The sequence below is a fragment of the Herbiconiux daphne genome, from assembly GCF_024979295.1.
GTDB classification, from domain to species: Bacteria; Actinomycetota; Actinomycetes; order Actinomycetales; family Microbacteriaceae; genus Herbiconiux; species Herbiconiux daphnes.
Map to the genome: position 1 here is coordinate 52,370 of NZ_JANLCJ010000006.1, position 26,059 is coordinate 78,428.

Sequence of the window (26,059 nt, forward strand, 5' to 3'; positions counted from 1 at the left end):
CTACAACGCGGCGCGCCCGTGGCTGGCCCCGCGCTCAGCCTCGGCGACTAAAATCGCTCGTCGTGGCCATCCCGAAGATCATCCTCTACTACGTCTTCGCGCCCGTGGCCGACCCCGCCGCGGTGCGGCTCTGGCAGCGCGATCTGTGCGAATCGCTCGGCCTGCGGGGGCGCATCCTCATCTCCGCCGACGGCATCAACGGCACCCTCGGCGGCGAGCTCGACGCCGTGAAGCGCTACCTGCGCAAGACCCGCCAGTTCGGCCCCTTCGCCGCCCTCGACGTGAAGTGGAGCGAGGGCACGGCGCTCGAGAGCGGCCCGGCGTCGAAGCACACGCCCTATCGCGCGAGCACCGACTTCCCGCGCCTCAGCGTGAAGGTGCGCGACGAGATCGTCAGCTTCGGCGCGCCCGGAGAGCTCGAGGTCGACGAGAACGGCGTCGTCGGCGGTGGCACGAAGCTGCAGCCGCACGAGGTGCACGAACTCGTCGACGCGCGTGGCGACGAGGTCGTCTTCTTCGACGGCCGCAATGCGTTCGAAGCGTCGATCGGCCGGTTCCGCGGGGCGGTGGTTCCGGATGTCGCGACCACCCGCGACTTCGTCGCCGAGCTCGACAGCGGCAAGTACGACCACCTGAAGTCGAAACCCGTGGTCACCTACTGCACCGGTGGCATCCGTTGCGAGGTGCTCTCGTCGCTGATGACGGCGCGCGGGTTCTCGGAGGTCTACCAACTCGACGGCGGAATCGTGCGCTACGGCGAGACGTTCGGCGACTCCGGGCTGTGGCAGGGCTCGCTCTACGTCTTCGACCGGCGCGGCTCGATCGCCTTCACCCCGGGGGCGGCGGTGATCGGCGAGTGCGTCTCGTGCGGCGCCGCGACGAGTCGCATGCAGAACTGCGCGGATGCCGCGTGCCGCTCGCAGCTCGTGGTGTGCGACGAGTGCAGCCACTCCTCCACAGTGCGGTGCCCGCAGCACTGAACCCGCCAATTCCTCCACAGGGGGTTCTCTCCGCTCAACCCGGTCGTAGGCTCGCGACATGACCAGCCACGACACCCAGCAGACCCACACGAGCCACGAGCTCATCCACGATCGGGCAGACGCCCTGCTCGCCCTCCATCGAGCTCCTGAGATCCTCACCCTGGTGAACGTCTGGGATGTCGCGAGCGCCACCGTCGTCGCCGATCTGCCCGAGACCAAGGCCCTCGCCACCGCGAGCCACGGCATCGCGGCCTCGTTCGGCTACGAAGACGGCGAGCGCATCCCGCTCGACCTCATGCTCGAGACGGTCGGGCGCATCGCGCTGTCGACCTCGCTCCCGGTCACGGCCGACCTCGAGGGCGGCTACGGCAACCCCGGCGAGACCGTGCGGCGCGCGATCGGCGTCGGCGTCGTGGGCGCCAACATCGAAGACCAGTTGCGTCCGCACATCGAGTCGGTCGAGAACGTCGCCGAGGTCATGAAGGCGGCGGAGGCCGAGGGCGTGCGGTTCGTGCTCAACGCGCGCACCGATGCCATCATCCATCGCGGCGACCGGCCGCTCGACGAGGCGATCGACGACGCGATCGAGCGCGGCCGCGCCTACATCGACGCGGGGGCGGCGTGCGTGTTCGTTCCCGGCCTGATCGACGAGCCGACGGCTGAGCGCCTGGTGGAGGGCATCGGGCACCTCAAGGTCAGTGTGATCGGCGTGCCCGGGTCACTGGCGCCGGAGCGTTACCAGCAGCTCGGCATCGCCCGCATCTCCTATGGCCCGTGGCCGCAGCGGGTCGCGCTCACGGCGCTTCAGGAGTCGGCGCTGGTGCTCTATGCCGGTGGCTCGTTGCCCGAGGGCACGCAGATCCTCACCTGAGCGAGAGTGTCGACGCCCGCCGGGCGGCGCGACGCACCTGTCGGGCCTCGCGGCGTTCCAGCGCGCGCCGATGGCTGAACTTGCGCGCATCCGTTCCCGACAGCGCGAGCAGCACCAGCACGTCGAATGAGAGCCCGACGAGGTTGGTCTGCAGGGTGATCTGCGGGCCGCCGTTGACGAAGTCGATGGCGGTCACCACGACCGCGGCGGCGCTGATGCTCATGCCGGTGAAACGCGCCCAGTTGTGACCGTGATAGATGAGGAAGGCCAGAACGGAGTAGACGGTGGCGATCAGGAGTCCGACGGTCACGAACAGCGCGGCGACGATCGAGGCCAGAAAGCGGGAGTCGGCCGGCGTGAGCGCGCCGGTGAGGTTGCGCAGGTCGATGTCGCCGTCGCCGATCGAGAAGGCGACCACCACCACGGCGGCGAGCGCCGAGAGCACGCGGAGGGCCATGAGCAGCACTCCGAGATAGATCGATGCGGGTCGCCGCCGGCCGGCGATCGGTGATTCGCTGAACACCGCCGAGGGGGTGGGGGCGACCGAGGGCTCGATCGTGTGCGGGCGGCTCTCGTCGGCCGGGTCCCAGGTGGGCACGCGGCGAAGATCGACGACGGGCAGGTCGCCGTCGGTCACGATCGCGTCGCCGCCGCCGTTGACGTGGTGGTAGCCGGTGGAGAAGTTGCGGATGAGCTTGACCGATGCCAGCTCGTTGCTCTCGACGAGCGAGGTCACGATGTGGTCGCGCTCCTTGTCGGTCTCTTTGTCGATGCGATGGGTGACCTGAAGGGTGAAGAAGTTGATGCCGATGCTGCGGTCGTAGGTGCCGGCAGCCAGCCAGTCGGCCTTGTGCCCCCCGGGCAGGAGCCAGCCGGTCGGGCAGCGCCAGAACCGCACGTGGTGCCGTTTCGACGGGTTGCCCGCCACCTCCTGCTGGTAGGTGAAGTTCATGAGATTGCCGAAGAGATAGAGCCGCGACACCGGGGCGCCGGGATAACTGCGCCGCAAGAGGGTGCCGCGCACCGTGCGGAGGGCCGACGTGAGCCCCATGTCGTCGGCCAGGTGCCAGCCGGCGTTGGTCATCGCTTCGTGGATCTGCGCCTCCGAGCCGCGAAGGGCCACGTTGACCGGGTCGCCGAGCAGGCCCTCGCGGGTCTTGGCGCGGCCGATGAAGTAGTCGGGCACGTAGAACAGCGTGAGGATGCTGTGCACGCGAGGCAGCAGCAGGTAGGCGACGACGAGCCAGAACACCAGCAGGAACCAGAGCTGCTGCCAGCCCTTGGCGAACGATTCGGTGGCCACCAGGAAGGCCAGCCAGCCGGCCGAGAGGGTGCCGAAGAAGAAGAACAGGCTGTCGACCACGAGGCCCACCGAGCCACGGAAGGTGCGCAGCCGGATGTGCTCGACCAGACTCGCGTCTTCGAGGTCGTCGGCCGAGAGCTGTGCCGACTCGTCGGAGACGTGTTCGGCCATCGCGCGGTTCCCTTCGGTCACACGGATTCTCTCAGGAATCCCTGAATGCTGTGACAACCCGTGAGGGCCACCCCTAGGCTGGAAGCGCGCTAACGAGCGCACGCTCTGCTTCCGGACACCGAAGGACACCAATGCCCACCGGCGTACCCATCGAATTCGCTCACCTGACGAAGTCGTTCGGAAACGTCGACGCCGTCTCCGATCTCTCGGTCGTGATCGAACCCGGTCAGGTCACCGGATTCCTCGGCCCGAACGGCGCCGGCAAGACCACGTCGCTCCGCATGCTGCTCGGCCTCGTGCGGCCGAGCTCGGGCACGGCCACCTTCGGGGGCACGCCGTACGGCCGTCTCGCCTCACCGCTGCGCACGGTCGGCGCATCCCTCGAGGCGGCGAGCTTCCACCCCGGGCGGTCGGCGCGCAACCACCTCGCGGTCTATGCGCAAGCAGCCGGCTTGCCGAAAACGGCTCCGGATGCCGCCCTCGAGAAGGTGGGTCTCTCGGCCTACGCCAAACGGCGGGTCGGCGGCTATTCGCTGGGCATGCGCCAGCGGCTCGGTCTCGCCTTCGCCCTGCTCGGCGATCCGTCGGTGCTCGTGCTCGACGAGCCGATCAACGGCCTGGACCCCGAGGGCATCAAGTGGATCCGCCTGCTGCTGCGCGCGATGGCGGCCGAGGGCCGCACGGTGCTGATCAGTTCACACCTGTTGAGCGAGGTGCAGCAGACCGTCGACGACGTCATCATCATCTCGCACGGAAAACTGGTGCACCGGGGTGAGCTGTCGAGCCTCGACGTCTCCGATTCGAAGCAGGTGCAGGTCAACGCCGACGACCGCGACCGCCTGGCCGAGGTCATCCGGCAGGCGGGCTACCAGGTGTCGAACCTGCGGTCGGGCGTGCTGGTCGAGAACGCCGAGGCGGCGGAGATCGGGCGCCTCGCCTTCGCGGCCGGCATCCCGCTCACCGGCCTCTCGCAGAAGCGAACGGGGCTCGAAGAGTCGTTCCTCACCCTCGTCGGAGAGGAGGGCTCGCTGTGAGCTTCTTCGCCGCCGTGCACTCCGAGATCACGAAACTGCTGAGCACGCGCCTCTGGTGGGTGCTGGCCCTCATCATGGTGGGCTACGTCGCGCTCTGCGCCGGCGGACTGGGCGCCATCTTCGGCGGTGTCGGCTCGTCGAACAACGGCCCGCCCATTCCCGAGGCGCAACTGCCGCAACTCATCTACAGCTTCGCCACGTCGGTGGGCTACGTCTTCCCCGTGCTGCTCGGCGCGCTCGCCGTGACGAGCGAGTTCCGCTTCCAGTCGCTCACCCCGACGTTCCTGGCCACGCCCCGTCGCGGGATCGTGCTCGGCGCCAAGGTGCTCACCCTGCTGCTCGCGGGCGCCGTCTTCGGGGTCATCGCGCTGATCGCCTCGATCGGGGCGGGGGCCTCGGTGCTCTCCGCCTTCGGCATCGACCCGCTGCTCGGCGACGCCGAGACCTGGGCCTTCGTCGGCCGCTCGGTGCTCGCGATGGCCCTCTGGTCGGCCATCGGCGTGGGCCTCGGCGCCCTGGTGCCGAGTCAGATCGCCGCGATCGTGATCGTGCTGGCGTTCACCCAGTTCGTCGAACCGCTGTTGCGTGCCGCGGCGAGCTTCACCGACTGGTCGGCCCAGCTCGGGCAGTTCCTGCCCGGGTCGGCGAGCGATGCGCTCGTCGGGGCGAGCGTCTACACCATGCTCTCGCCGTCGTCGGTGTCGCTCGACTGGTGGCAGGGCGGCCTGGTGCTCGCCGGTATCGCCGCCGTCGCGACCGTGATCGGCTACTTCACGAGCTGGCGCCGCGACGTCAGCTGACGCGCAGGACTAGCGTGAAGACGACGGCAACGACACGACAGGCGACAGAGGCATCGTGAGCACAGCGATCGTGGTGACGGAGAAGGGCGCGAACGGGCGCCTGCTCGAGCTCGACGACGAGGAGTTCTTCGAGGGCTCCGGCGGCCCCGAGGCGGTCGATCTCGACGTGCTGTTCTCGAGCATCAACTACAAAGACGGTCTCGCCTTGGCCGGGCGACCCGGCGTGCTGCGCGAGTGGCCCCTGATTCCCGGCGTCGACATCGTCGGGCGGGTGACCTCGTCGCGGTCGCCGCGGTTCACTGCCGGCGACCTGGTGGTGCTGAACGGCGACGGCGCCGGAGAGAGCCGCCACGGCGGCCTGGCGCAGAAAGGGCGGGTGCGACCGGATGCGCTGGTGCCGGTTCCGCAGGGCGTGTCGGCCGCGCGGGCGGCCGCGATCGGCACCGCCGGCTTCACCGCCATGATCGGCGTGCTGGCGCTGGAAGACGCCGGGGTCACGCCGGAGTCGGGTGAGGTTCTCGTCACCGGCGCCGCGGGCGGTCTCGGCTCGTTCGCCATCTCGCTCCTCGCCGGCCGTGGCTATTCGGTGGCCGCTTCGACCGGTCGTGCCGACGAGCAGTCGCAGTACCTCACCGGCCTCGGCGCCGCCCGCATCATCGATCGCGCGACCCTCTCCGAGCCCGGCAAGCCCCTGCAGAGCCAGGTCTGGGCGGGCGCGATCGACTCGGTCGGCAGCCACACGCTCGCCAACGTGCTCGCGCAGACCACCTACGGCGGCACCGTCGTGGCGTGCGGACTCGCGCAGGGCGGCGACCTGCCGGCATCCGTGATGCCCTTCATCCTGCGGGCGGTGACGCTGACCGGCGCGAACTCGGTCGAGGCGCCCATCGCCCTCCGCACCCGCGCCTGGACCGACCTCGCCGCCGAACTCGACTTCGACAAGGTCGACTCCCTGACCACCACCGTGCCGCTCGCCGGCGCCCTCGACGTAGCCGAGCAGATCCTCGCCGGCCGGGTCGCGGGCCGCATCGTCGTCGACGTCAACGCCTGACCGGCGGCCTCGCCCCCACTCGCCTCGCCCGGGCGCGCCCGCCCGACTCGCACGGCCCTCCCTGCCCGCCCGGCTTGCGCGGCTCGCCCCGCCCCCGGCTCACCACCGCCCGGTCGCGCCCATTCTGTCCCTCCGCACCCATCGCGACCGGCGCGCCGAGTCCAAACGGGCGCGACCAATGCCGCGGTGCAACCGACGCCGACATCCCGACCCACCCCAGCACGCTCGCCCCACGAGCGATCGCGCCCATCGTGTGCGTGCGCGCCCATCCTAACCGGCGCGCCGCACCAAAACGGGCGCGCGGAGACGCCGAGCCCACGAGGCCGCACCAGCGACAGCGGCGCCGCGCGCGGCGGCCCGCCCCGCGCCTCAGTCGATGATCTCGGTGCCCTCCAGGGGCGGCAGGCGCAGCGCACGCAGCAGCTCGATCGAGTGCGACGTGGTGACGATGATGCGCGAGAACTCCTGCTCCTCGAGGTCGATGACCACCGAGGTGCGCGTTCCCTTCACGAGCAAGAAGTCTTTGCCGTCGTGGAACTTCCACGTGCCGACCGCCAGCGTCAGCGGAATCGCCGCACCAGGGGCCCGGATGCCGCGCACCCACACCCACGGATCGTCGGTGAGTGCCGCCGAGCGGATGCTCTCGAGCGGCACCACGATGTCGGTGCGGCGGAACGACAGGATCTTTTCTGCGCGCGTCAGGCGGATCTCGAGGCGATCGGTGTGGACGAAGAGAACGGCCATGTTTCTAGTCTGCCGTGGTCAGCCTGAAGAACGGCAGGATTTGCCCGACGGGGATATATAACGATTCGGGAATCTGCCCCGAGAGCTCCGGATGACCCCGGAGAACCGAAGCCTCATCGGGGAGCGACGGCCGACGCCGCAGCAGCCGCCGCCCCCGGGAGCGCCGCGACGATCCGCTCGATGGCGGCCTCGTCGTGCGCCGCCGACACGAACCAGGCCTCGTAGACCGACGGCGGCAACGAGACACCCCCGTCGAGCATCGCGTGGAAGAACGGGGCATACCGATATGCCTGCTGCGCCTGCACATCGGCGTAGTTCTGGGGCGCGCGCGACGACCCGAAAGTGAAGCTGAATAGATTGCCGGCCCGCTGCACGCTGTGCGCGACGCCGGCCGCCTCGAGCGCCGACGACACCGCGGTCGACACCGTCAGGGCGGTCGCGTCGAGCGCCGCGTAGACGTCGGCGTCGGCCAGGCGCAGGGTGGTGATGCCGGCCGCCACCGCGATCGGGTTTCCCGAGAGGGTGCCGGCCTGGTAGACCAGGCCGAGCGGGGCGAGGTGGTCCATCACGTCGGCCCGGCCGCCGAGCGCCGCCAGCGGCATGCCGCCGCCGATGACCTTGCCGAACGTCACGAGATCGGGCACGTAGCCCGGCACGGTGCCGCCGTGCGGTGCTTCCTCGGGCAGCTCCGCCGCGAGCGGGCCCGCGTTCTCGAGCCCCCACCAGCCGGCCGGGCCCACCCGGAAACCGGTGAGCACCTCGTCGACGATGAGCAGCGCGCCGTGGGCGTGCGCGATGTCGGCGAGCGCCGCGTTGTAGCCCGGGCGCGGCGGCACGACGCCCATGTTGGCGGGCGCGGCCTCGACGATGATCGCAGCGATCTCGTCGCCGCGATCGGCGAACACCCGGCGCACGGCGTCGAGTTCGTTGTAGGGCAGCACGATCGTGAGGGCCGCGGTGGCCGCGGGAACCCCGGCCGACGCCGGCAGGGCGAGGGTCGCGAGCCCCGAACCGGCCTCGGCAAGCAGCGAGTCGGAATGCCCGTGGTAGTGCCCGGCGAACTTGATCAGCACGTCGCGCCCGGTGACGCCGCGCGCGAGCCGGATGGCCGTCATCGTCGCCTCGGTGCCGGTCGACACCAGCCGCAGCTTCTCGATCGGGTGCACGCCGCCCGCCACGATGCGCTCGCGCACGAGCTCAGCCAGGTCGGTCTCGGCCGGAGTGGTGGCGCCGAACGAGAGGCCGCGCGTGGCGGCATCCTGAACCGCGGCGACGACCTCGGGATGCGCGTGGCCCAGGATGGCGGGCCCCCACGAGCTCACGAGGTCGACGTATTCGACGCCCTCCGAGTCGGTGACGTAGGGCCCGCGCGCCGACACGAGGAACCGCGGCGTGCCGCCCACCGAGCGGAACGCCCGCACGGGCGAGTTGACCCCGCCGGGGATGGATCGCTGGGCACGCTCGAACTGCTCGGCGTTGCTGGTGGTCATCGGAGCCCCTTCAGGCCGCGAGCGACCTCGACCGCCCAATAGGTGAGCACGGCCTCGGCGCCGGCGCGGCGGATGCTGGTGAGCGATTCGAGGATGGCGCGGTCGCGGTCGATCCACCCGTTGGCGGCGGCGGCCTCGATCATCGCGTATTCGCCTGACACCTGGTAGGCCCAGACCGGAACGGGAACCGCCGCCGACACATCGGCCACCAGGTCGAGGTAGCTCAGCGCCGGCTTCACCATCACGATGTCGGCGCCCTCGGCGACGTCGAGCTCGGCTTCGCGCAGCCCTTCCCGCCGGTTGGCCGGGTCGAGCTGATAGGTCTTGCGGTCGCCGCGCAAGGTCGACCCCACGGCCTCGCGGAACGGGCCGTAGAACGCCGACGCGTACTTCGCGGCGTAGGCGAGCACGGCCACGCCCTCGAACCCCTCGCCGTCGAGGGCGGAGCGCACCGCTTGGACCTGGCCGTCCATCATTCCCGACAGGCCGAGCAGCTGCGAGCCGGCCCGCGCCTGCTCGATGGCCATGTCGCGGTAGCGCTCGAGAGTGGCGTCGTTGTCGACGGCTCCGGATGCATCGAGCACACCGCAATGGCCGTGATCGGTGAACTCGTCGAGGCACAGGTCGGTCTGCACCACGATCGCGTCGCCCACCTCCTCGGCCACCACCCGGGTGGCCGCGTTGAGCACGCCGTCGGGGTCGGTCGCCGCGGTTCCGGCGGCGTCTTTGGCCGAGTCGGCCGGAACGCCGAACAGCATCACGCCCCCCAGCCCAACCTCGGCGGCCTCGGTGACCGCGCCGCGCAGGCTGTCGAACGTGTGCTGCACGACCCCCGGCATCGACTGCAGGGCGACCGGCTCGACGATGTCGTCGCGCACGAACAGCGGGAGGATGAGCTGCGCCGGGTCGATGCGGGTCTCGGCGACCAGCCGGCGCATGGCCGGAGTGCTGCGCAGACGGCGCGGGCGCACCTCGGGAAAGGAGCCTGAGTTCATGAACTCCAGCTTAGATCGGCCCGCTGACCGTCAGGTCGATGCGGCCCAGCCGACGACACCGGATGCCGCGGCACAGGCCCCACCGACGGCACCGGATGCCGCCCCGCCTGCTCAGCGGATGATCATGCGGCTCTGCGCGAGCGCCCGCTCCCGCTCGGCCACGGCCGCGTGCCGGGCGAGTTCACGCTCGCGCCGCACACCGGTCGACTCGGCCTCGAACGCGACGTGACCGGCATCCGCGGTTGCCCGCCGGCGCCCCCACACGACGAGTTGCATGCCGAACCGGATGGCGAGGAGACTCAGCCCCCGCGGCCGGCCCGAGCGAACGGCCTGGGTGATGGTGGACATCTCATTCACTCTCCTTGGGCTCTTCGACCCCGTCCATGACGGGGAAGGCGTTGAACTGGAACTGCACCGGCCGGGAGCCCGGCACGGGGTTGTTGCGCTGGTCGCGATGGCGCTCGAGGAAGCGCTGCATCACGCCCTCGATCTCGTCGACGACCTCGCGCAACTGCTCGGCCGTCAGTTGCGCGTTCATGGTCGACACCATGTTGGAGTCCACCCACTCCTTCGGCAGCTCCTGGTCGCGGCGGCGGATGAAGTCGTGGAACAGCGCCTGCCGCTGACGTTCCCATTCCCACTCGACGAGGTCGCTCGCGGCCCGCGCGGCCGCCGTGTCGGGCAGCGCACGCGAATCGAGCTCGATGCCGCCGGGCGGGCGCTCCCACCAGCGGTCGCGGCCCGAGCCCCGGCCCGGGATCTCGCGCACGAAATCGTGCCGCGCGAGTTGCCGAAGGTGGTAGCTCGTCGAGCCGCTCGACTCGCCGAGGCGCTCGGCCAGGCCGCTCGCCGTCTGCGGACCGTAGACCGACAGGGCGTCGAGAATCTGCACCCGCAGCGGATGCGCGAGACCCTTCAACGACGTCATGTCGATGCGACGGCCCGCGGGCCGGGGTTCGGGTTCTCTCTCGTCGTCCATAATGCAAAGATACCGTTGCAAAGACTACTTTGCAAATGTTTCTTTGCGGTTCGCGATCAGGCGCGCACCCCCGCCGATCCGATCGCCACGTGCACCGAGGCCACCGCGCTCGCCCCCTCGCCCACGGCCGCCGCCACCCGCTTCATCGAGCCGAGCCGCACGTCGCCGGCGGCGAACACTCCCGGCACGCTCGTTTCGAAGGGCAGCGGATGCCGCCCCAGCACGTCCCAGGCCTCACCCAGGTCGTCGGCCGCGAGCGCCCCGTCGGTGCGCACGAACCCGTTCTCGTCGACCGCCACGCCCGTCAGCCACGAGGTCGCCGGCCGGGCGCCGATGAAGCAGAACAGCCCGTGGCATTCGTGCCGGCTGGTCTCTCCGGTGGCGCGATGGGTGACCTCGATCGTCGCGAGCGAGCTTCCCCCCTCGAGCCCCGTCACCTCGGCGCCGACGTGGATGGCCACCCGCTCGTCGGCCTTCAGCCGCTCGACGAGGTAGTTCGACATGCCGGCCGAGAGATCGTCGCCGCGCACCACCAGGCACACGCGGCTGCCGAGCCCCGCGAGATAGAGGGCTGCCTGACCGGCCGAGTTCGCCCCGCCCACCACGGCCACCGGCCGCGCGCCGCACTCCCGGGCCTCGAGCGCCGTCGCCGCGTAGTAGATGCCCGCGCCCTCGAAGTCGGCCCAGCGCTCGAGCGGCAGCGCGCGATAACGCGCCCCCGAGGCGATCACCACCGACTTCGCCGACACCTCGGTGCCGTCGGAGAGCGAGAGCAGCAGCCGATCGGCGCCCGTGTCGAGGGCCACGACCTCGCACGGGCTGAACAGCTGGGCGCCGAACTTCACGGCCTGCACGGCAGCTCGGCCGGTGAGGTCGGCGCCGCTCAGCCCGTTCGGAAAGCCGAGGTAGTTCTCGATGCGCGAGCTCGCCGCCGCCTGGCCGCCCGGGCCCACGGCATCCAGCAGCACGGTGCGCAGCCCCTCCGACGCCCCGTAGACAGCGGCTGCCAACCCGGCCGGGCCGCCGCCGATCACCGCGAGGTCGACCGAGTCGCGCGACTGCGGCTGGTAGCTGAGCCCCAGCTGCTCGGCCACCTCGCCCGGGGTCGCGTTCCGCAGGATGCGGTCGTGCAGCAGCACCGCCGGCAGATCGGATGCCGCCACCGACGTCGTGCGCATGAGCGCGATGCCGGCCATCGACTCCGAGTCGAACCACAGGTGCGGCAGGTCGAGCCGCGCCACCCAGGTGCGCAGAGCGAGCGAAGCGCTCGAGAGCGGGGTGCCGATGATCTCGAGGCTGCGCTGCGCCTCGCTCTCCTGCAGCAGCCGGCGACGCGCGAGAAGGGTGCGCAGGATCACGTCGGAGAGCTCGCCGTCTTCGGCCATCAGCACCCGGAAGCGGTCGGGGGCGATGCGATGGATGCGCCCGCCCTCGGTGACCCGCGCGGTCACGAACACCGTCTGACCGGTGAGCAGGTTGAGCTCCCCGAGGAAGCGGCCTGGCCCGTGCGTCACGATCACGCTCTCGGGGGCATCGCGGGTGGCCTCGCGCACGATGTCGACGCGCCCGGTCTCGATCACGACGAGGTCGTAGCTGCGGTCGCCGGTGCGGAACAGGATGTCGCCCTCCGCGACCTCGGCCGGCGTGCCGTAGGCGCGCAGCCGGGTGAGCTGGGCGGGGTCGAGCTCGGGGCCGACCGACTGTCGGGGGTCGGCATCCGGAATGGGGTCGGGCTCGGCGTTCAGCTCGGGATCGGGGGTCGTCATGCGGCAACCCTAGGCGAAGCGCGTGTCGCGGTCATCGTGTATTCGTCGAACGCATGCGACACGAACACTCTTCGAACATATGTTCGAATATGGCTAAGCTGTCTTCCATGAATCTCGACTTCCAGACCTCGCTCTTCGACGACATCGACGCCGACCCCGAGCTCGAAGAACTGCCGGGCACCGTCGAACGCACCATGCTCGACGCCGGCGCGTGGGTCGACCTGCGGCCGGGCTGGGTCACGAACTCCGACGCGCTGTTCGAACGGCTCGCGGTGGATGTGCCGTGGCACGCCGACCGCCGCGAGATGTACGACCGGGTCGTCGACGTGCCCCGGCTGGTGTCGCACTTCGGCTCGGGTGCTGCCTATCCCGATACGGTGCTCACACGGGCGCAGCACGCCCTCAACGACTACTACGGCCGGCCACCCGGCCAGGTGTTCGACACCGCGGGTCTGTGCTTCTATCGCACGGGCGACGACAGCGTCGCCTGGCACGGCGACCGGGTGGGCCGCACGATCGACCGCGACACGATGGTGGCCATCGTGTCGGTGGGGGCGGCGCGCACGCTCTCGCTGCGGCCGAAAGGCGGGGGCGAGACGCTGCGCTTCCCGGTGGGCCACGGCGACCTGGTGGTGATGGGCGGCAGCTGCCAGCGCACCCACGAGCACGCCATCCTCAAGACGAAGCAGGCGGTGGGGCCGCGCATCAGCGTGCAGTTCCGGCCGGTGTGGCCGAAGTGACCGCCGGTGTGGCCGACGCGGGCGAGAGGCCCCGGCTCAGGAGTCGACGGCGGCTCGGCGAGCGTTCGCCACCTCGATCACCGCGTTGATGAGCGACTCGGCCGAACGGCCTTTGGCGATCACGTCGACGCGCAGGCCGTAGGCCCGGGCGTCTTCGGCGGTGCGCGGGCCGATCGCGGCGACGAGGGTGCTCTCGGGAATCGGGCCGAGCTGCAGTTGCACCTGCTCGGCCACCGACCCCGAGGTCACCATGACGGCGTCGATCGCCCCGGCGGCGATGTCGGCGCGGATCTGCGGATCGACCTCCACGCCGATGGTGCGATAGGCCACCACCGATTCCACGGTGTGGCCGCGCTTGATGAGGCCCTCGGTCAGCACGGGCTTCGCGATGTCACTGCGCAAGGTGAGCACGCGCAGCTCGGGGCCGAACTGCTCGAATCGCTTCAGTTCGCGCAGCAGGCCCTTCGCCGAGTTGTCTTCGGGCGGCACCAGGTCGACCGTGTAGCCGGCGGCCATGAGCGCCGCGGCCGTGGTCTCGCCGACCGCGGCGATGTGGGTCGACGACGGCACGGTGGCCTGATGGGCGGTCAGCACGTCGACCGTCGTGGCGCTGGTCATGGTGAGCCAGTCGAACGAGCCGGCCGCCAGTGCCTCGAGCGCGCGCTCCAGCGTCTCGGCGTCTTCGGTGGGGGCGAAGTTGATCATCGGCGCCACGATGGGCTTCGCGCCGACGGCACGCAGATCGGCCGCGACGCCGTGCCCCCACGGGCCGCCACGCGGAACCAGGATGCGCCAGCCGCCGAGCGGCCGCTGCGACCATGCCGTCATTCCGACCCGCCCGGCCAGTAGTCTTCGCCGTGGCCGCCGTTCGCGGCCGCGCCGCCGACGGGGGCCAGTTCGGCCGCGCCGTCTTCGAGCAGCTGGGCCGCCACGGCCTGACCGAGCAGCTCGGCCACGAGGTGGTCGTCGCCGAGCAGTTCCGCCGAGCGTTCGCAGCCGAGTTCGGCCTCGCCGTCGGCCTGATACACCGTGGCCGAGAGGCGCAGCTCGTCGCCGTGCACGGTCGCGGTCGCGCCCACCGGCGCGGCGCATCCGGCTTCCAGCGCAGCCAGCACCGAGCGCTCGGCGAGAACGGCCGTGCGCGTCGGCGTGTGCTCGATGCTCAACAACTCGGGAATGCTGTCTCCCTCTCGGGTTTCGATCGCCAGCGCACCCTGCCCCGGCGCGGTGGGCCAGAGGTCGAGTGCGAAGAGTTCGGTTGCTGCGTCTAGCCTACCCAGCCTTCCGAGCCCCGCTGACGCGAGCACGACGGCGTCGAGATCTCCGTCGGTCAGCCGGCCCAGCCGGGTGTCGACATTGCCCCGGATGTCGACGATCGTGAGATCGGGCCGCAGGCTGAGCAGCTGGGCGACGCGGCGAGGCGACCCGGTGCCGACCCGCGCACCTTCCGGCAGCTCGTCGAGGGTCAGACCCTCCCGCGTGCAGAGGGCGTCGCGCGCGTCTTCGCGCTCCGGAACCGCCCCGATCACGAGGCCCGGGTAGGGCGCGGTCGGCAGGTCTTTGAGGGAGTGCACGATCAGGTCGCAGTCACCCGCCACGAGCGCTTCGCGCAGGGCGCTCGCGAACACCCCGGTGCCGCCGAGACTCGCGAGCGACTCCTTCGAGCGGTCGCCCTCCGAGGTGATGATGACGATCTCGATCTCGGCGCCGGTGGCCTCGGTGAGCGCCGCCGCCACCAGGCCGGTCTGGGCGCGCGCGAGTGCACTGCCACGAGTGGCGATGCGAAGGGCCGTCGTCACGCTGCTTTCCTCACCCTGGTGGTCACGGGGCCAGCCCCGCATCGGCGGGCTTGAAGCCCAGCCGCACGTTCTCGCAACACCCCGGGCGGCACACGTCATACCAGGGGCCGAGGTCGGTGAGCGAGGCGCGGTCGTCGACGGGCGTGCCGTTGACGCGCTCGAGCACGAGGTCGACGAGACCGGAGACGTAGTTCGGGTCGACGCCGGGGGTGGGCACCCGGATGCCGGCGAGCCCGTGCTCCTCGCACGACTCGAGCGCCTCGTTGTCGAGATCCCACATCACTTCCATGTGGTCGCTCACGAAACCGAGCGGCACGATAACGACGGCCTTCACTCCGCGGGCGGGCAGCTCGGCAATGGCGTCGTTGATGTCGGGCTCGAGCCACGGCTGGGTCGGCGGGCCGGAACGCGACTGGTAGACCAGTTGCCACGGGATGTCGACGCCCCCGGTCGCCGCGGCCATCACGACCTCGGCCACCGCACGGTGCTGGGCGGCATACGCCCCCTCGGGCCCGAACCCGCGCGCAGCAGGCCCCGACCGCTCGGCGTCGGCGCTCGGGATCGAGTGCGTCGTGAACAGCACCTCGATCTCACGCGTCACGTCGATGCCCTCGAAGCGCTGCTCGAACTCGGCGATCGCGGAGAAGACGCCGTCGATGAACGGCTGCACGAAACCGGGGTGGTCGAAGAACTGCCGCACCTTGTCGATGGTGATCGTGCCCGAGAGGCCGGTCTCGTCGAGGGCCGCGGCGAAGTCCTCGCGGTATTGACGGCAGCTGGAGTAGGAGCTGTAGGCGCTCGTCGCGATGGCGATGAGCGATCGGTAGCCGCGTTCGCCGGCGTCGATTAGGGCTTCGCGCAGGTAGGGATCCCAGTTGCGGTTGCCCCAGAGCACCGGCAGATCGATGCCGCGGTCGGCCAGCTCGGCCTCGAGCGCGGCTTTCAGCCGGCGGTTCTGGTCGTTGATGGGGCTCACGCCGCCGAAGGCGCGGTAGTGGTGCGCGACCTCTTCGAGCCGTTCGTCGGGGATGCCCCGGCCGCGTGTGACGTTACGCAGGAAGGGGATGACGTCGTCTTGCCCCTCCGGTCCGCCGAAGGAGGCGAGCAGGATGGCGTCGTAGGCGGTGGGCTCGGTGACGTGCTCCGGCCCGTCGGCCGCCGCCGGGCTGGCGTCGCGCACGAGGGTCATTGCAGCACCTCGACGATCTCCGCCGTGGCGATGCGCCGGCCGGTGAAGAACGGAACCTCCTCACGCACGTGCATGCGGGCATCCGTCGCACGCAGGTGGCGCATCAGGTCGACCAGGTTGGTGAGCTCATCGTCTTCGAGGGCCAGGATCCACTCGTAGTCGCCGAGCGCGAACGAGGCGACCGTGTTGGTGAGCACCGAGCGGTATTGCGAGCCCTTGCGGCCGTGGTCGGCGAGCATGGCACGCCGCTCGTCTTCGGGCAGCAGGTACCACTCGTAGGAGCGCACGAACGGGTAGACCGTGAGCCAGGCGGCCGGCTCCTTGCCGCGCATGAAGGCCGGCAGGTGGTTGGCCGAGAACTCGGCGTCGCGGTGAACGCCCATCGCGTTCCAGGTGGGCAGCAGGGGCGCGAACACGCGGGTGCGCCGCAACTGGCGCAGTGCCCACTGCAGCGTCTCGGGCGCGCTGCCGTGCAGCCAGACCATCACGTCGGCGTCGGCGCGCAGGCCGGAGACGTCGTAGAGGCCCCGCAGCATGACGTCTTCTTCTTCGATCGACACGATCGCGTCGTCGAGCTGGCCGATGGCGTCGGGCACGTCGGTGCCGTCGAGCCCCAGCGACTCCTCGGGGTTGCGGCGGAACACCGCCCAGAGCGTGTAGCCGACGGCGGGGACCGTCTCGGAATCTTCGACATCGCGGGTGACGAACGCCTGAGCGTCTTCGACTGTCGGGTCAGTCATGATCCTTCTTCGTGATTGGTGCGGTGATGGTGGAACTACTTCTTCGACGCGAACCGGAAGCCGAGCACCGCGGCGGCCCCCACCGCTGCCACGGCGCCGACCGCGGCGGCGGTGAATCCGACCGGATTCTGCGCGCGGAAGCGATTGATGCTGCTCTTCAGCCGATGGGCCGCATGGCGGGCCTGCTTCGGCACGTTGAGCTTGAACTCGATGGCGTCGAGGGTGGCCTTGAGGTCGGCCCGTGTCTTCTCGATGTCGGCGTGCAGTTCGGCCTTGCTGCGCTGGGGTGCGGCGGGTTTCGCGGCATCCGCGCTCGTGGGCTTCGCGACGTCACTCATGGCTGACCCAATCCCTTGACCGTGTTGATGTCTTTCTTGATGCTGGTGATGGCGTCTTCGGGCACGACCGGCAGGCCCTTCTTCACCGACGACAGCCCGATCAGCACCAGGATGACGGCCACCAGCAGCAGGCCGCCGGCCACGATGAGGGCAGCGAGCCAGGCGGGCAGGGCGGTGGCGATGCCGAGCACGGCGGCGGCGATCAGGGTGGCCAGGGCGAAGAAGGCCAGCAACGCGGCGAAGACGAACAGGCCGATGCCGATGCCGAGCTTGGCGAGGCGGGCGGTGAGCTCGCGCTTGAGGTTCTCGATCTCGTCTTTGAGCAGCTGGATGATCAGCGTCGGCAGCTCGGCGAAGAGCGAGACGAGCGAACGACGCGCTCGTTTGTCGCGTTCTTCAGTCACTTGTCGCTCTCTTCCTTGTTCTCATCTGCGGGCTCGGCCGCGGCTTCGGGCTCAGCGGGCTTCGGCGTCGCGGGCTTGGCCGTGGCGGGAGTCGCCGGCTTCGTGGCGGCGGCCGCGACGGGCTTGGTCACCGGCTTGGCTCGCGTCGACCCGGCCTTGCTCGCGGCCGTCGACTGCTGCGGCCCGGTGAGCGGGTCGCGCCCGATCAGCGCCGCGAGCGCGTTGCGCGCCTTCTGCGAAAGATCTGCCTTCACGGTGTCGACCCTGGCTCCGGCGAACTCCTGCACGGTGTGCACGCCCGACTGCACGGTGGGCGTGTTCCACACCTTCGCCGCGCCCGCCTTGATCTGTTCGTACCGCTCGCGTCCGGCCCGCGTTCCGAGCACGTACCCGGTTGCCAGCCCGACGACGAAGATGATCTTTCCGCGCATGTGAACTCCGATCGATCGCGAGTGCAGGGTCAGCCACAAGCGTAGTCCCCTGACTCTGAGGCCGCATGGCGCGGCGGACGCGTCAGTCCCCGTCGATGCGGCGGTCGCCCCGCAGTTCGGCCGCGAGCCCCGACGCGGTGGAACGCGCGTGCTCGACGGTGGCCGCGAGCCCCGTTCCCGACACCCACGCGCCCACCACCTCGAGCCCGGGCACCTCGGCGACAGCGTCGAGCGCCTGCCGCACCCGGGCCTTGTGGCCGACGGTCGCGAAGGCGAGCGAGTCGTCCCACCGGGTGACCGCGAAACCGGCCACGTCGGCGTCGGCCAGGGGCACGCCGAGCAGCGCCGAGGCATCCTGCACCGCGGTCTCCCGGTCGACCACCTGCCCGTCGCTCGTGTCGACGGAGTCGGCGGATGCCGCGTTCCGCCGCCCGTACGACAGGCGCAACACGTGCCGGTGCGCCGGCAGCGAGTCGGCCAGCCACTCCCACTTCGCGCTCGAGTGGGTGATCGCCTTCGCCGTCACCCCCGGGGTTCCGGGCGCCACGAGCACGCCGGTGCCGCGCGGGCGCGCGTCGAGCCGGGCGTCGTCGATCACCAGGGTGGCGAGAGTGACCGACGCCGGGTCGGGCCACTCCTCGGGGGCCGCAAGCGCCTGGGCGAGCCCCGCCTCGCCGAGCAGCTCGAGCCCGGGCCGGAAGCCGGTGGCCACGACGACCGCGCGCGCCTGGAGGGTCTCTGCGGCATCCGGGCCCGTGATGGCGGAGTCGGCGGGCTCGGTGTCGACGGTGAAGCCCGAGGGCTCTCCCGCGGCATCCGTCGACCGCGCGATGGCGGCCACCCGGGTGCCGGTGCGGAACTGCACCCCGAAGAAGCGGCAGTCGGCCTCGAGCGCCTCGATCAGCCGGAACATGCCGCCCGCGATGCCCTGCACTTGCGACCCCGCGGGCGCCTGCTCACGCAACGCCATCACGGCGCCCGAGAGCGACCCCTGGGTCGTCATCGCCTGGGTGAGCCCGGGCGCGACCGTGTGCACGTCGACCACCGACGGGTCGGCCGAGTGCACGCCCGCCACCACCGGCAGCACGAGCCGCTCGAGCACGAGCCGGCCCATGCGGCGGCGCACGATGTCGCCGAGATCGGTCTCGGGGCGCACTCGCACGATCGGCATCAGACGGTCGAGGTAGGCACGCAGGGCGCCGCGCCAGCCGATGACCCGGCGCACGTCGTCGGCGAGCGGCACCCCGGGAATGCCCAGGATGCCGGCTGCCGGCAGCGGCGCCGATCCGCCGTTCCAGGCGACCCATGCCCCGGCCGGGTTCGGCGTCACGATCGCGTCGGCGAGACCGACGTCGGTCGCGAGGGCGGCCACGGTGCCCTTGCGGGTGGCGAAGCTCTCGGCGCCGGAGTCGAGGCGCACGCCGGCGACCTCGTGCGTGGCGACGAAGCCGCCGAGGGTGTCGCGCGCCTCGACCACCACCACCGACTGCCCGAGATGGGCCAGCTGGCGGGCGACGACGAGGCCGGCGACGCCGCCGCCGATCACCACCACGTCGACGGGCTGCGGGTCGGCCACGGTCAGCGGCCTTCGCGGGCGGCGCCGGATGTCGGCGCTGGCTCGACAACGGGCGCGGGCGCGTGCTCAGGAGCCTCGGGCGCGTTCCCCTGGGCGTGCACGAGCTCGACGATGCGGGTCAGCACGTCGGGGTCGGTCTCGGGCGGCACTCCGTGACCGAGGTTGAGCACGTGGGCCGGGGCGCGACGCCCTCGCTCGAGCACGTCGAGCACATGTGCCTCGAGCACCGGCCATGGCGCGGCGAGCAGTGCGGGGTCGACGTTGCCCTGCAGGGTCACGCCGCCGCCCAGTCGTTCGGAGGCGACATCCAGCGGGATGCGCCAGTCGACGCCCATCACGTCGACGCCGATGTCGTGCATGGGCTTCAGCACCTCGCCGCTGCCCACGCCGAAGTGCACGGTGGGCACCCCGAGGTCGGTGATGTGGCTGATCGCCGCGGCGGAGTGCGGGGCGACGCGCTGCACGTAGTCGGCCTTCGAGAGCGAGCCGACCCAGGAGTCGAAGAGCTGGCCGGCGCTCGCTCCGGCGAGCACCTGCGCGCGCAGGAACCGCCCGGTGACCTCGGCCGCCCAGCGGAGCAGCGCGGCCCACGAGTCGGGGTCGGCGTGCATGAGGGTGCGGGCGCGCAGGTGGTCTTTCGACGGACCGCCCTCGACGAGGTAGGCGGCGAGCGTGAAAGGGGCTCCGGCGAAACCGATCAGCGGCGTCGAGCCGAGCTGGGCGACGGTGCGGGCCACGCCCGCCTCGATGGCCGAGAAGTCGGCGCCCGCCGGCGACGGCAGGTTCGCGACATCCGCCGCCGTTCGAACGGGGCTCGCGAGCACCGGCCCACGACCGGGTTCGATGTCGACGTCGACGCCCGCGAGCCGCAGCGGAATGACGATGTCGCTGAAGAAGATGGCCGCATCGACGTGGTGGCGCCGCACGGGCTGCAGGGTGATCTCGCTCGCGAGCTCGGGGTCGAGGCAGGCGTCGAGCATGCGGGTGCCGACGCGGAGCTCACGGTATTCGGGAAGCGAGCGGCCGGCCTGCCGCATGAACCACACCGGGGTGACCGGTCCGCGCGTGCCCCGGTAGGTGGTGACGAGGGGAGCGTCGGCCGTGCGGCCGTCGGAGAGCGGATGCGTCGCGGGCAGAGTCACCGGAACATCCTACGGCGAGGGGCTGGGGCGCCGGCGGGCGCGGGGCTCTGGGGGCGGGGGTCAGGGCACTAGGTCTGCGCGACTCGCGGCGACGGAGCCGAGCGGAACAGTGGTAGACAAGGGGGCGAACCGGGGGGCCTGCATGACCGACGACCGACGACCTGAGAACGACGAGCCGAACGAGGCGACGCGCGACAACGCATCGCAGGGGCTGCCGCCGCTGCCCGAGTCGCTGGGGCAGGCGGGCGCTTCGGTTCCACCGACGCCCGGCCAACCCCTTCACAGCCAACCCTTGCTCGGCCAGGCTGCCCCCGGCCAGCCGCTCCCGCCCGGCGCCTACCCGCCCTACTCCGCCGCACCGCCGCCCAAGCGCGGGCTCGGCACCGGAGCCATCATCGGCATCGTGGCCGGCGGCATCGCCGTGGTCGTGATCGTGGTGCTCGTGATCGTGCTCGTCGTGGTGCGCGCGCTCGTGTCCTCGAGCGGCAGCGACGCCGGCGATTCGGGCGACGGCACCGGCGGGGCATCGGCCTCGCCCTCCGACGCCGTCACCGACTACCTCACGGCGCTCTCCGAGGGCGACGCCGACGCGGCACTCGCGCTGCTGAGTTCCGCGCCGAGCGATGACACCCTGCTCACCGACGAGGTGCTCGCGGCATCCGTGGCCCTCGCCCCGATCAGCGAGATCGAGGTGCTCGACGAGACCGTCGGCAACGGCTCGGGCGACGTCACCGTGGCCTATCGTCTCGGCGACACCCCCGTGCAGAGCGAGTTCGGCGTGCTCGACTACGACGACGACGGCGTCTGGCAGGTCACCGGCGGCACGTCGTATCTGTCGGTGTCGAAGTTCGACGGGCTCGGCTTCACCGTCAACGGGCAGCCCGCCGAGGGCGACGAGTTCGAGGTGTTCCCGGGCGCCTACCAGCTCGCGACGACCCTGCCGAACTTCGCGCTCTCGGGCGAGACCGTCGTGCTGGCCACCGAGCCGTTCGGCACCGTCGACCTCCAGGGCATCGATCCGGTGCTGACGGATGCCGCCACGCAGCAGTTCCGCGCGCTCGTGCGTTCGGCCGTCGACGCCTGCATCGCGTCGACCACGCTCGCCGCCGGCTGCGGGCTCGACCTTCCGGCCACGCTCGACGATGGCACCGTGCTCACCGACGGCACCATCACGCGCTCGCTCACGGCTGACAGCAGCACCACCATCGACTCGCTCGAACCGACGCTCAGCTACGACAACCCCACGCTCGCCCAGGGCGAGTTCATCGGCGGCATCGACGTGTCGGCGCAGTGCTCGCAGAACGGCGAGACCGGCACCTGCGACCTGCTCTTCGGGCCGTCGCTCGGCCAGCCGTCGGTCGACATGGCGAGCGAGACCCCGGTGGTGCTCTGGGATTGACCGGTGTTCAGTCGGGGCACATGCTCGGCGGGCGTACAATTACCCAGTGCTCATCTGCCTGACCGCGAACCACCGGAACGCGAGCTTCGATCTTCTCGAGAAGCTGTCGGTGGGCACCGCCGACGTCGCCCGCGACCTGGTGGCGCAGAGCTCGTTCGTGCAGGGCGCGGTCGTTCTGGCCACCTGCAACCGCTTCGAGGCCTACCTCGACATCGATGAGCCCGTCACCGCCGGCATCTCGCTCGCGGTCGAAGAGGCGGCCGAGTCGTTCAGCAGCGCGTCGGGAACGGATGTCGGCGAGCTGCGTGACTCGCTCACCGTGCTGTGCGGCGACAACGTGGCCGACCACCTGTTCGCCGTGTCGTCGGGGCTCGAGTCGGTCGTCGTCGGTGAAGACGAGATCGCCGGCCAGGTCAAGCGTGCGCTCAGCACCGCCCGGGTCGAAGGCACCACGTCGTCCGACCTCGAGCGGCTCTTCCAGCGCGCCTCGCACACCTCGCGCGGCGTCAAGACGAAGACCGGTCTCGGTGGCGCCGGCCGCTCACTCGCGCGCCTCGCCCTCGATCTGGCCGAGAGCCGCGTCACCGATTGGGCCCAGACCCGGGTGCTCCTGGTCGGCACGGGGCAATACGCGCGCGTCACGCTCGCGAACCTGCGCGACCGCGGAGTCAGCGACATCCGGGTGTTCTCGCCCTCAGGCCGGGCCGTCGTGTTCGCGGCCAAGCAGGGCCTCGAGCCGGTGGCCGCCGACGGTTTTCTCGACGCCATCGCCACGGCCGACGTCGTGATCACCTGCAGCACCGCCGACACGGTCGTGCTCGACGCCGCGCATCTCGAGACCGCCGTCACACTGCCCGGCGCGCTGCCCCGGCGTCTCGTGATCGACCTCGGGCTGCCCCGCAACGTCGACCCCTCGGTCGCCTCGGTCGCCGGCACCGAACTGCTCGACCTTGAGACCATCAGCCTGCACGCCCCCCTCGACGAATTGAACGCCGAGTCGGATGCCCGGGCCCTCGTCGACCAGGCCGCCGCCGAATACCGCGCCGGCAAGGCCGAGGCCGCCGTGACCCCCGCGGTGGTCGCCCTGCGCTCGCACCTGTTCGACCTGCTCGACGCCGAGATCGACCGCTCGCGGTCGCGCGGCGAGTCGGCCGAGAGCACCGAGCGCGCCCTGCGCCACCTGGTGGGCGTCATCCTGCACTCCCCCTCGGTGCGTGCCCGCGAGCTCGCCCGCGACGGCCGCGCCGACGAGGTGTTCGCCGCCGTCGAGACGCTGTTCGGGCTGGGATCCGCCGCCGCCGAGCGTGCCGCGACCGCCGCTGCCGCAGCCGATGACCAGCACTCGCCCGACGCGGTGTCGCTCGAGCACTACCGACGCTCCGCCGAGGGCTGAGGCGAGCGGATGCCGCGGCCGCACGCGCTGACCGCGCCCGACGGTGCCCCTCGAGGTGCCTCCGCGTGACCACGAACCGCCTGCCGGGAGAGACGCTCGCGCCGATCCGGGTGGCCGCGCTGGCGCTCATCCGTGACCGGCGGCTGCTCATGGTGACGGCGCGGGGCCGCGACGTGCACTACATGCCGGGCGGCAAGATCGACCCCGGTGAGACCGCGGAGCAGGCCGCTGCGCGCGAGGCGTTCGAAGAGGTGAGCGTCACGGTCGACCCGGCGAGCTTGCGCCCGTTGTTCACCGTCTCGGTGCAGGCCCATGGCGAGCCCGAGGGCCGACTGGTCGAGATGCAGGTGTTCGCCGGCTCCACGGGCGACACCCCCGTGGCCTCGAGCGAGGTCGACGCCCTGCACTGGGTCACCTCGGCCGACGAGCACCGCTGTCCGCCCGCCGGCGCCGAGACCCTGCGCCGGCTGGTCGCGCTCGACCTCGTCGACTGAGGCCGGTCGACTGGGCTGGTCGACTGAGGCTGGCCGACTGGGCCTCGTCGACTGAGGCTGGTCGCCTGTGCCGGTCGACTGAGCCTCGGGCCCCTTACGCCCCGAGTACCGCGCAGACGCGGTCGACGTCGGCCTCGTCGTTCCACAGGTGGAACGCCACCCGCGCCCGCCCGGCGCGCGCCGAGGCCGCGACATCCGCGGTGGTCAAGGCGGCGATCGCCCGTCCGTCGGCATCGGGCCAGGTCACGATCGCGCTGTGCGCTTCGGGCACGTCGAGCCGACGGCACAGCTCGTCGGCGAGGCCCACCGTGTGCCGCTGCACGGCCGCGATGTCGGCAGCCGCGAAGAGCTCGAGGGTGGGGGCGGTGCCGATCCAGGCCGGCCAGGCGGGCGACACGTCGAACCGGCGGGCGCTGGCGGCGAGCTGCATGCCGGGGCCGTAGCACGACCCCCACACGTCGTCGCCGGCGTACCAGCCAGCGGCGATGGGAGCGAGCCGGGCGGCGAAATCGGGCCGCACGGTCATGAACGACGCGCCCCGGGGCGAGCACAGCCACTTGTAGGCGTGACAGACGGTGGCGTCGAAGCGCCTCGCGTCGACCGGCATCCAGCCCGTCGCCTGCGTGGTGTCGCAGAGGGTGGCCGTGCCGCACCGCGCGGCCGCGGCCAGCACCGCATCGGCGTCGGCGATCTCGCCCGTCGCCGACTGCACGAGCGAGAACGACACCAGAGTCGTCGTCGACCGGATGGCGCCCGCGAGCTCGGCCAGCGGAACGCACCGCACCGAGATGCGGCCGAGCTGCTGCTGCACCAGGAACGGGTAGACCATCGAGCTGAAGTCGCCCTCAACCGCCAGCACCTCGCTGCCCTCGGGCAACGAGGCCGCGATCATGGCGACCGACACGGATGCCTGCGACCCGACCGCCACCTCGTCGGCCGACACGTGCACCAGCCGCGCGAAGGCGGCCCGCGCGCGCTCGACCGCTGCGCCGTAGACCGCGGGCTGCCGATGACCCTCTTCCCAGGTGGCGAGGTCGGCCGTGAGAGCCTGCACCGACTCCCGGGGCGGCACGCCGATCAGGCAGGCGGCGAGGTAGCCCGGGCGCACGGAGAAGTGGGTGCGGAGTTCCGCCACCGAGAGCAGCTCGGGCTCGCTCGCGGCGGGCTCCGCTCCGACGACCGCGCTCAGCACCATGCTCCTAGCGTGACGGAGCACGATTCATTCGACAACGCCCAGCATCGCATGGTCGGCATAACCTCGCGTTATGGTTTGTGCATGACCCTCACTCCGCCGGCGAGCGCGTTCGACCTCGACTCACAGACACTGCGGGTCATCGCCGCCATCGCCGAATACGGCTCCATCACCCGCGCCGCCGCCGTGCTCGGCTTCAGCCAGCCCGCCGTCAGCCAGCAGTTGAGACGGGTGGAGGCGCGCCTCGGCATGCCGCTCGTGACCCGGTCGGGCCGCGGCATCCGGCTCACCGACGCCGGGGAGGTCATCGCCCGTCACGCCGGCGCCGTGCTGACGGCACTGGATTCGGCCGCGGGCGAGCTCTCCGATCTCGCGGGCCTGCGCGCCGGGCGGGTGCGGCTGTCGGCTTTTCCGTCGGCGTCGTCGACCATCGTTCCGCGGCTGATCCAGGTGATGGGCGCCGAGCACGCCGGCGTGCAGTTCACCTACCTCGAGGCCGAACCGCCCGAGGCCGTCGCCGGGGTGCGCGACGGGTTGAGCGACATCGCGATCGCGTTCCATCACCCCGCCGACCGCAACGACCCGTTCCACGACAGCGCCGACGGGCTGGTCGTGCATCGCCTGATGCGCGACGACATCCTGCTGCTGGCACCGGAGGGTCACCCCGGGGTGACGGATGCCGCCCCCGCGCACCGCGTCGACCTCGCCGACTTCCGCGCCGAGAACTGGATCGCCGGGTGCCCGCGCTGCCGCAGCCACTTGCTCGACTCCTGCGCGCGCAGCGGCTTCGCGCCCGCCATCGCCTTCGAGACCGACAACTTCGTCGCCGTGATGAGCATGGTCGCAGCCGGCCTCGGCGTGGCACTGCTGCCGGCGCTCGCGCTCACCGCGTCGCCCGTGCCCGCCGGAGTCGTCGCGCTGCCCACGACGGGGCATGACCACCGCGTCATCGTGGCCGTCACGCGTCCGGGCGCCGACCACATCCCCGCCGTGCGGGAGACCCTGCGCCTGCTGCGGTCCACCGCGGCCTAGGCCGCC

Annotated in this window: 27 protein-coding genes; 10 read left to right on the plus strand and 17 right to left on the minus strand. The window is 71.3% G+C overall.

Going from position 1 to position 26,059, the window contains the following annotated elements:
* Window positions 1-62: 62 nt before the first annotated feature.
* Together trhO and N1032_RS16260 are read left to right on the plus strand one after the other, a co-directional pair.
* A complete protein-coding gene (gene trhO / locus N1032_RS16255; protein WP_259540229.1) occupies window positions 63-980 on the plus strand; it encodes an oxygen-dependent tRNA uridine(34) hydroxylase TrhO in 918 nt (305 codons plus the stop codon).
* Window positions 981-1,038: 58 nt separating this feature from the next.
* Window positions 1,039-1,851 carry an isocitrate lyase/PEP mutase family protein gene (locus tag N1032_RS16260; RefSeq protein WP_259540230.1) on the plus strand — a complete coding sequence of 271 codons (813 nt, stop codon included), beginning with the start codon at window positions 1,039-1,041 and terminating at the stop codon, window positions 1,849-1,851.
* On the opposite strand, the gene N1032_RS16265 is transcribed toward N1032_RS16260, so the two are convergent.
* On the minus strand, window positions 1,844-3,346 hold the full coding sequence (locus tag N1032_RS16265; protein WP_259540231.1) for an LssY C-terminal domain-containing protein: 1,503 nt from the start codon (window positions 3,344-3,346) through the stop codon (window positions 1,844-1,846). The two genes, N1032_RS16260 and N1032_RS16265, sit on opposite strands and share 8 nt — an antisense overlap.
* A gap of 110 nt (window positions 3,347-3,456) precedes the next feature.
* Between N1032_RS16265 and N1032_RS16270 the strand changes: the two genes are divergently transcribed.
* The 3 genes from N1032_RS16270 to N1032_RS16280 are packed head-to-tail and all read left to right on the plus strand — an operon-like array spanning window position 3,457 to window position 6,210.
* Entirely contained in the window at window positions 3,457-4,359 is a 903-nt protein-coding gene (locus N1032_RS16270) for an ABC transporter ATP-binding protein (RefSeq protein WP_259540232.1), read from the plus strand.
* A complete protein-coding gene (locus tag N1032_RS16275; RefSeq protein WP_259540233.1) occupies window positions 4,356-5,159 on the plus strand; it encodes an ABC transporter permease in 804 nt (267 codons plus the stop codon). The genes N1032_RS16270 and N1032_RS16275 overlap by 4 nt, the downstream gene beginning before the upstream one ends.
* A 55-nt stretch (window positions 5,160-5,214) precedes the next feature.
* The gene (locus N1032_RS16280; protein WP_259540234.1) at window positions 5,215-6,210 is read left to right on the plus strand and encodes an MDR family oxidoreductase; all 996 of its coding nucleotides are present in this window, start codon (window positions 5,215-5,217) and stop codon (window positions 6,208-6,210) included.
* A 369-nt stretch (window positions 6,211-6,579) separates the two neighbouring features.
* On the opposite strand, the gene N1032_RS16285 is transcribed toward N1032_RS16280, so the two are convergent.
* The 6 genes from N1032_RS16285 to N1032_RS16310 all read right to left on the minus strand — a co-directional run bounded on the left by N1032_RS16285 (window position 6,580) and on the right by N1032_RS16310 (window position 12,184).
* Window positions 6,580-6,954, minus strand: coding sequence for a hypothetical protein (locus N1032_RS16285; protein ID WP_259540235.1), 375 nt, complete (start codon window positions 6,952-6,954; stop codon window positions 6,580-6,582).
* Window positions 6,955-7,067: 113 nt separating this feature from the next.
* Window positions 7,068-8,444, minus strand: a complete 1,377-nt coding sequence (gene hemL / locus N1032_RS16290) for a glutamate-1-semialdehyde 2,1-aminomutase (protein WP_259540236.1) — start codon at window positions 8,442-8,444, stop codon at window positions 7,068-7,070.
* Complete coding sequence (gene hemB, locus N1032_RS16295; RefSeq protein WP_259540237.1) at window positions 8,441-9,439, minus strand: porphobilinogen synthase; 999 nt, start codon at window positions 9,437-9,439, stop codon at window positions 8,441-8,443. Before hemB ends, hemL begins: the two co-directional genes overlap by 4 nt.
* Window positions 9,440-9,550: 111 nt before the next feature.
* Complete coding sequence (locus N1032_RS16300) at window positions 9,551-9,787, minus strand: hypothetical protein (protein ID WP_259540238.1); 237 nt, start codon at window positions 9,785-9,787, stop codon at window positions 9,551-9,553.
* Between the two features lies 1 nt (window position 9,788).
* Complete coding sequence (locus N1032_RS16305; RefSeq protein WP_259540239.1) at window positions 9,789-10,418, minus strand: ArsR/SmtB family transcription factor; 630 nt, start codon at window positions 10,416-10,418, stop codon at window positions 9,789-9,791.
* Between the two features lie 56 nt (window positions 10,419-10,474).
* A complete protein-coding gene (locus N1032_RS16310; RefSeq protein ID WP_259540240.1) occupies window positions 10,475-12,184 on the minus strand; it encodes an FAD-dependent oxidoreductase in 1,710 nt (569 codons plus the stop codon).
* Between the two features lie 107 nt (window positions 12,185-12,291).
* Between N1032_RS16310 and N1032_RS16315 the strand changes: the two genes are divergently transcribed.
* Window positions 12,292-12,924 carry an alpha-ketoglutarate-dependent dioxygenase AlkB gene (locus tag N1032_RS16315; RefSeq protein ID WP_259540241.1) on the plus strand — a complete coding sequence of 211 codons (633 nt, stop codon included), beginning with the start codon at window positions 12,292-12,294 and terminating at the stop codon, window positions 12,922-12,924.
* Between the two features lie 36 nt (window positions 12,925-12,960).
* Here N1032_RS16315 and N1032_RS16320 read toward each other — a convergent pair whose 3' ends face one another.
* The 9 genes from N1032_RS16320 to hemE form a co-directional block, all read right to left on the minus strand.
* Window positions 12,961-13,752 carry a uroporphyrinogen-III synthase gene (locus tag N1032_RS16320; protein WP_259540242.1) on the minus strand — a complete coding sequence of 264 codons (792 nt, stop codon included), beginning with the start codon at window positions 13,750-13,752 and terminating at the stop codon, window positions 12,961-12,963.
* Complete coding sequence (gene hemC, locus N1032_RS16325) at window positions 13,749-14,765, minus strand: hydroxymethylbilane synthase (RefSeq protein WP_259540243.1); 1,017 nt, start codon at window positions 14,763-14,765, stop codon at window positions 13,749-13,751. Before hemC ends, N1032_RS16320 begins: the two co-directional genes overlap by 4 nt.
* On the minus strand, window positions 14,746-15,912 hold the full coding sequence (locus N1032_RS16330) for a ferrochelatase (protein WP_259540244.1): 1,167 nt from the start codon (window positions 15,910-15,912) through the stop codon (window positions 14,746-14,748). The genes hemC and N1032_RS16330 overlap by 20 nt, the downstream gene beginning before the upstream one ends.
* Window positions 15,909-16,652: a hydrogen peroxide-dependent heme synthase gene (hemQ, locus tag N1032_RS16335; protein ID WP_259540245.1), complete on the minus strand. Its 744-nt coding sequence runs from the start codon at window positions 16,650-16,652 to the stop codon at window positions 15,909-15,911. The genes N1032_RS16330 and hemQ overlap by 4 nt, the downstream gene beginning before the upstream one ends.
* Before the next feature lie 35 nt (window positions 16,653-16,687).
* Window positions 16,688-16,990 (minus strand): DUF3618 domain-containing protein, encoded by a 303-nt coding sequence (locus N1032_RS16340; protein ID WP_259540246.1) that lies wholly within the window; start codon window positions 16,988-16,990, stop codon window positions 16,688-16,690.
* Entirely contained in the window at window positions 16,987-17,394 is a 408-nt protein-coding gene (locus tag N1032_RS16345) for a phage holin family protein (RefSeq protein WP_259540247.1), read from the minus strand. Before N1032_RS16345 ends, N1032_RS16340 begins: the two co-directional genes overlap by 4 nt.
* Window positions 17,391-17,825, minus strand: coding sequence for a YtxH domain-containing protein (locus N1032_RS16350; RefSeq protein WP_259540248.1), 435 nt, complete (start codon window positions 17,823-17,825; stop codon window positions 17,391-17,393). The genes N1032_RS16345 and N1032_RS16350 overlap by 4 nt, the downstream gene beginning before the upstream one ends.
* A gap of 82 nt (window positions 17,826-17,907) precedes the next feature.
* Entirely contained in the window at window positions 17,908-19,401 is a 1,494-nt protein-coding gene (hemG, locus tag N1032_RS16355) for a protoporphyrinogen oxidase (RefSeq protein ID WP_259540249.1), read from the minus strand.
* 2 nt (window positions 19,402-19,403) lie between these two features.
* Window positions 19,404-20,543, minus strand: a complete 1,140-nt coding sequence (hemE, locus tag N1032_RS16360; protein ID WP_259540250.1) for a uroporphyrinogen decarboxylase — start codon at window positions 20,541-20,543, stop codon at window positions 19,404-19,406.
* A gap of 142 nt (window positions 20,544-20,685) precedes the next feature.
* Here hemE and N1032_RS16365 point away from each other — a divergent pair, with 142 nt between their 5' ends.
* From N1032_RS16365 to N1032_RS16375, 3 genes are all read left to right on the plus strand, one after another.
* Window positions 20,686-21,942: a hypothetical protein gene (locus N1032_RS16365; protein ID WP_259540251.1), complete on the plus strand. Its 1,257-nt coding sequence runs from the start codon at window positions 20,686-20,688 to the stop codon at window positions 21,940-21,942.
* Window positions 21,943-21,988: 46 nt separating this feature from the next.
* Window positions 21,989-23,335: a glutamyl-tRNA reductase gene (locus N1032_RS16370; RefSeq protein ID WP_259540252.1), complete on the plus strand. Its 1,347-nt coding sequence runs from the start codon at window positions 21,989-21,991 to the stop codon at window positions 23,333-23,335.
* Between the two features lie 65 nt (window positions 23,336-23,400).
* Window positions 23,401-23,829, plus strand: a complete 429-nt coding sequence (locus N1032_RS16375) for an NUDIX hydrolase (RefSeq protein WP_259540253.1) — start codon at window positions 23,401-23,403, stop codon at window positions 23,827-23,829.
* Between the two features lie 94 nt (window positions 23,830-23,923).
* Here the strand turns inward: N1032_RS16375 and N1032_RS16380 are convergent, their stop codons facing one another.
* A complete protein-coding gene (locus tag N1032_RS16380; protein WP_259540254.1) occupies window positions 23,924-25,024 on the minus strand; it encodes an aminotransferase class V-fold PLP-dependent enzyme in 1,101 nt (366 codons plus the stop codon).
* Between the two features lie 81 nt (window positions 25,025-25,105).
* Here N1032_RS16380 and N1032_RS16385 point away from each other — a divergent pair, with 81 nt between their 5' ends.
* Window positions 25,106-26,053, plus strand: a complete 948-nt coding sequence (locus N1032_RS16385; protein ID WP_259540255.1) for a LysR family transcriptional regulator — start codon at window positions 25,106-25,108, stop codon at window positions 26,051-26,053.
* The last annotated feature ends 6 nt before the right edge of the window (window positions 26,054-26,059 follow it).

What these genes read in the sequence shown, in the direction of transcription:
- N1032_RS16260 (WP_259540230.1), top strand. Translation starts at nt 1,039, where the DNA reads ATGACCAGCCACGACACCCAGCAGACCCACACGAGCCACGAGCTCATC.
- N1032_RS16270 (WP_259540232.1), top strand. Translation starts at nt 3,457, where the DNA reads ATGCCCACCGGCGTACCCATCGAATTCGCTCACCTGACGAAGTCGTTC.
- N1032_RS16285 (WP_259540235.1), bottom strand. Translation starts at nt 6,954, where the DNA reads ATGGCCGTTCTCTTCGTCCACACCGATCGCCTCGAGATCCGCCTGACG.
- hemL (WP_259540236.1), bottom strand. Translation starts at nt 8,444, where the DNA reads ATGACCACCAGCAACGCCGAGCAGTTCGAGCGTGCCCAGCGATCCATC.
- hemB (WP_259540237.1), bottom strand. Translation starts at nt 9,439, where the DNA reads ATGAACTCAGGCTCCTTTCCCGAGGTGCGCCCGCGCCGTCTGCGCAGC.
- N1032_RS16300 (WP_259540238.1), bottom strand. Translation starts at nt 9,787, where the DNA reads ATGTCCACCATCACCCAGGCCGTTCGCTCGGGCCGGCCGCGGGGGCTG.
- N1032_RS16305 (WP_259540239.1), bottom strand. Translation starts at nt 10,418, where the DNA reads ATGGACGACGAGAGAGAACCCGAACCCCGGCCCGCGGGCCGTCGCATC.
- N1032_RS16310 (WP_259540240.1), bottom strand. Translation starts at nt 12,184, where the DNA reads ATGACGACCCCCGATCCCGAGCTGAACGCCGAGCCCGACCCCATTCCG.
- N1032_RS16315 (WP_259540241.1), top strand. Translation starts at nt 12,292, where the DNA reads ATGAATCTCGACTTCCAGACCTCGCTCTTCGACGACATCGACGCCGAC.
- N1032_RS16320 (WP_259540242.1), bottom strand. Translation starts at nt 13,752, where the DNA reads ATGACGGCATGGTCGCAGCGGCCGCTCGGCGGCTGGCGCATCCTGGTT.
- hemC (WP_259540243.1), bottom strand. Translation starts at nt 14,765, where the DNA reads ATGCGGGGCTGGCCCCGTGACCACCAGGGTGAGGAAAGCAGCGTGACG.
- N1032_RS16330 (WP_259540244.1), bottom strand. Translation starts at nt 15,912, where the DNA reads ATGACCCTCGTGCGCGACGCCAGCCCGGCGGCGGCCGACGGGCCGGAG.
- hemQ (WP_259540245.1), bottom strand. Translation starts at nt 16,652, where the DNA reads ATGACTGACCCGACAGTCGAAGACGCTCAGGCGTTCGTCACCCGCGAT.
- N1032_RS16340 (WP_259540246.1), bottom strand. Translation starts at nt 16,990, where the DNA reads ATGAGTGACGTCGCGAAGCCCACGAGCGCGGATGCCGCGAAACCCGCC.
- N1032_RS16350 (WP_259540248.1), bottom strand. Translation starts at nt 17,825, where the DNA reads ATGCGCGGAAAGATCATCTTCGTCGTCGGGCTGGCAACCGGGTACGTG.
- N1032_RS16365 (WP_259540251.1), top strand. Translation starts at nt 20,686, where the DNA reads ATGACCGACGACCGACGACCTGAGAACGACGAGCCGAACGAGGCGACG.
- N1032_RS16380 (WP_259540254.1), bottom strand. Translation starts at nt 25,024, where the DNA reads ATGGTGCTGAGCGCGGTCGTCGGAGCGGAGCCCGCCGCGAGCGAGCCC.
- N1032_RS16385 (WP_259540255.1), top strand. Translation starts at nt 25,106, where the DNA reads ATGACCCTCACTCCGCCGGCGAGCGCGTTCGACCTCGACTCACAGACA.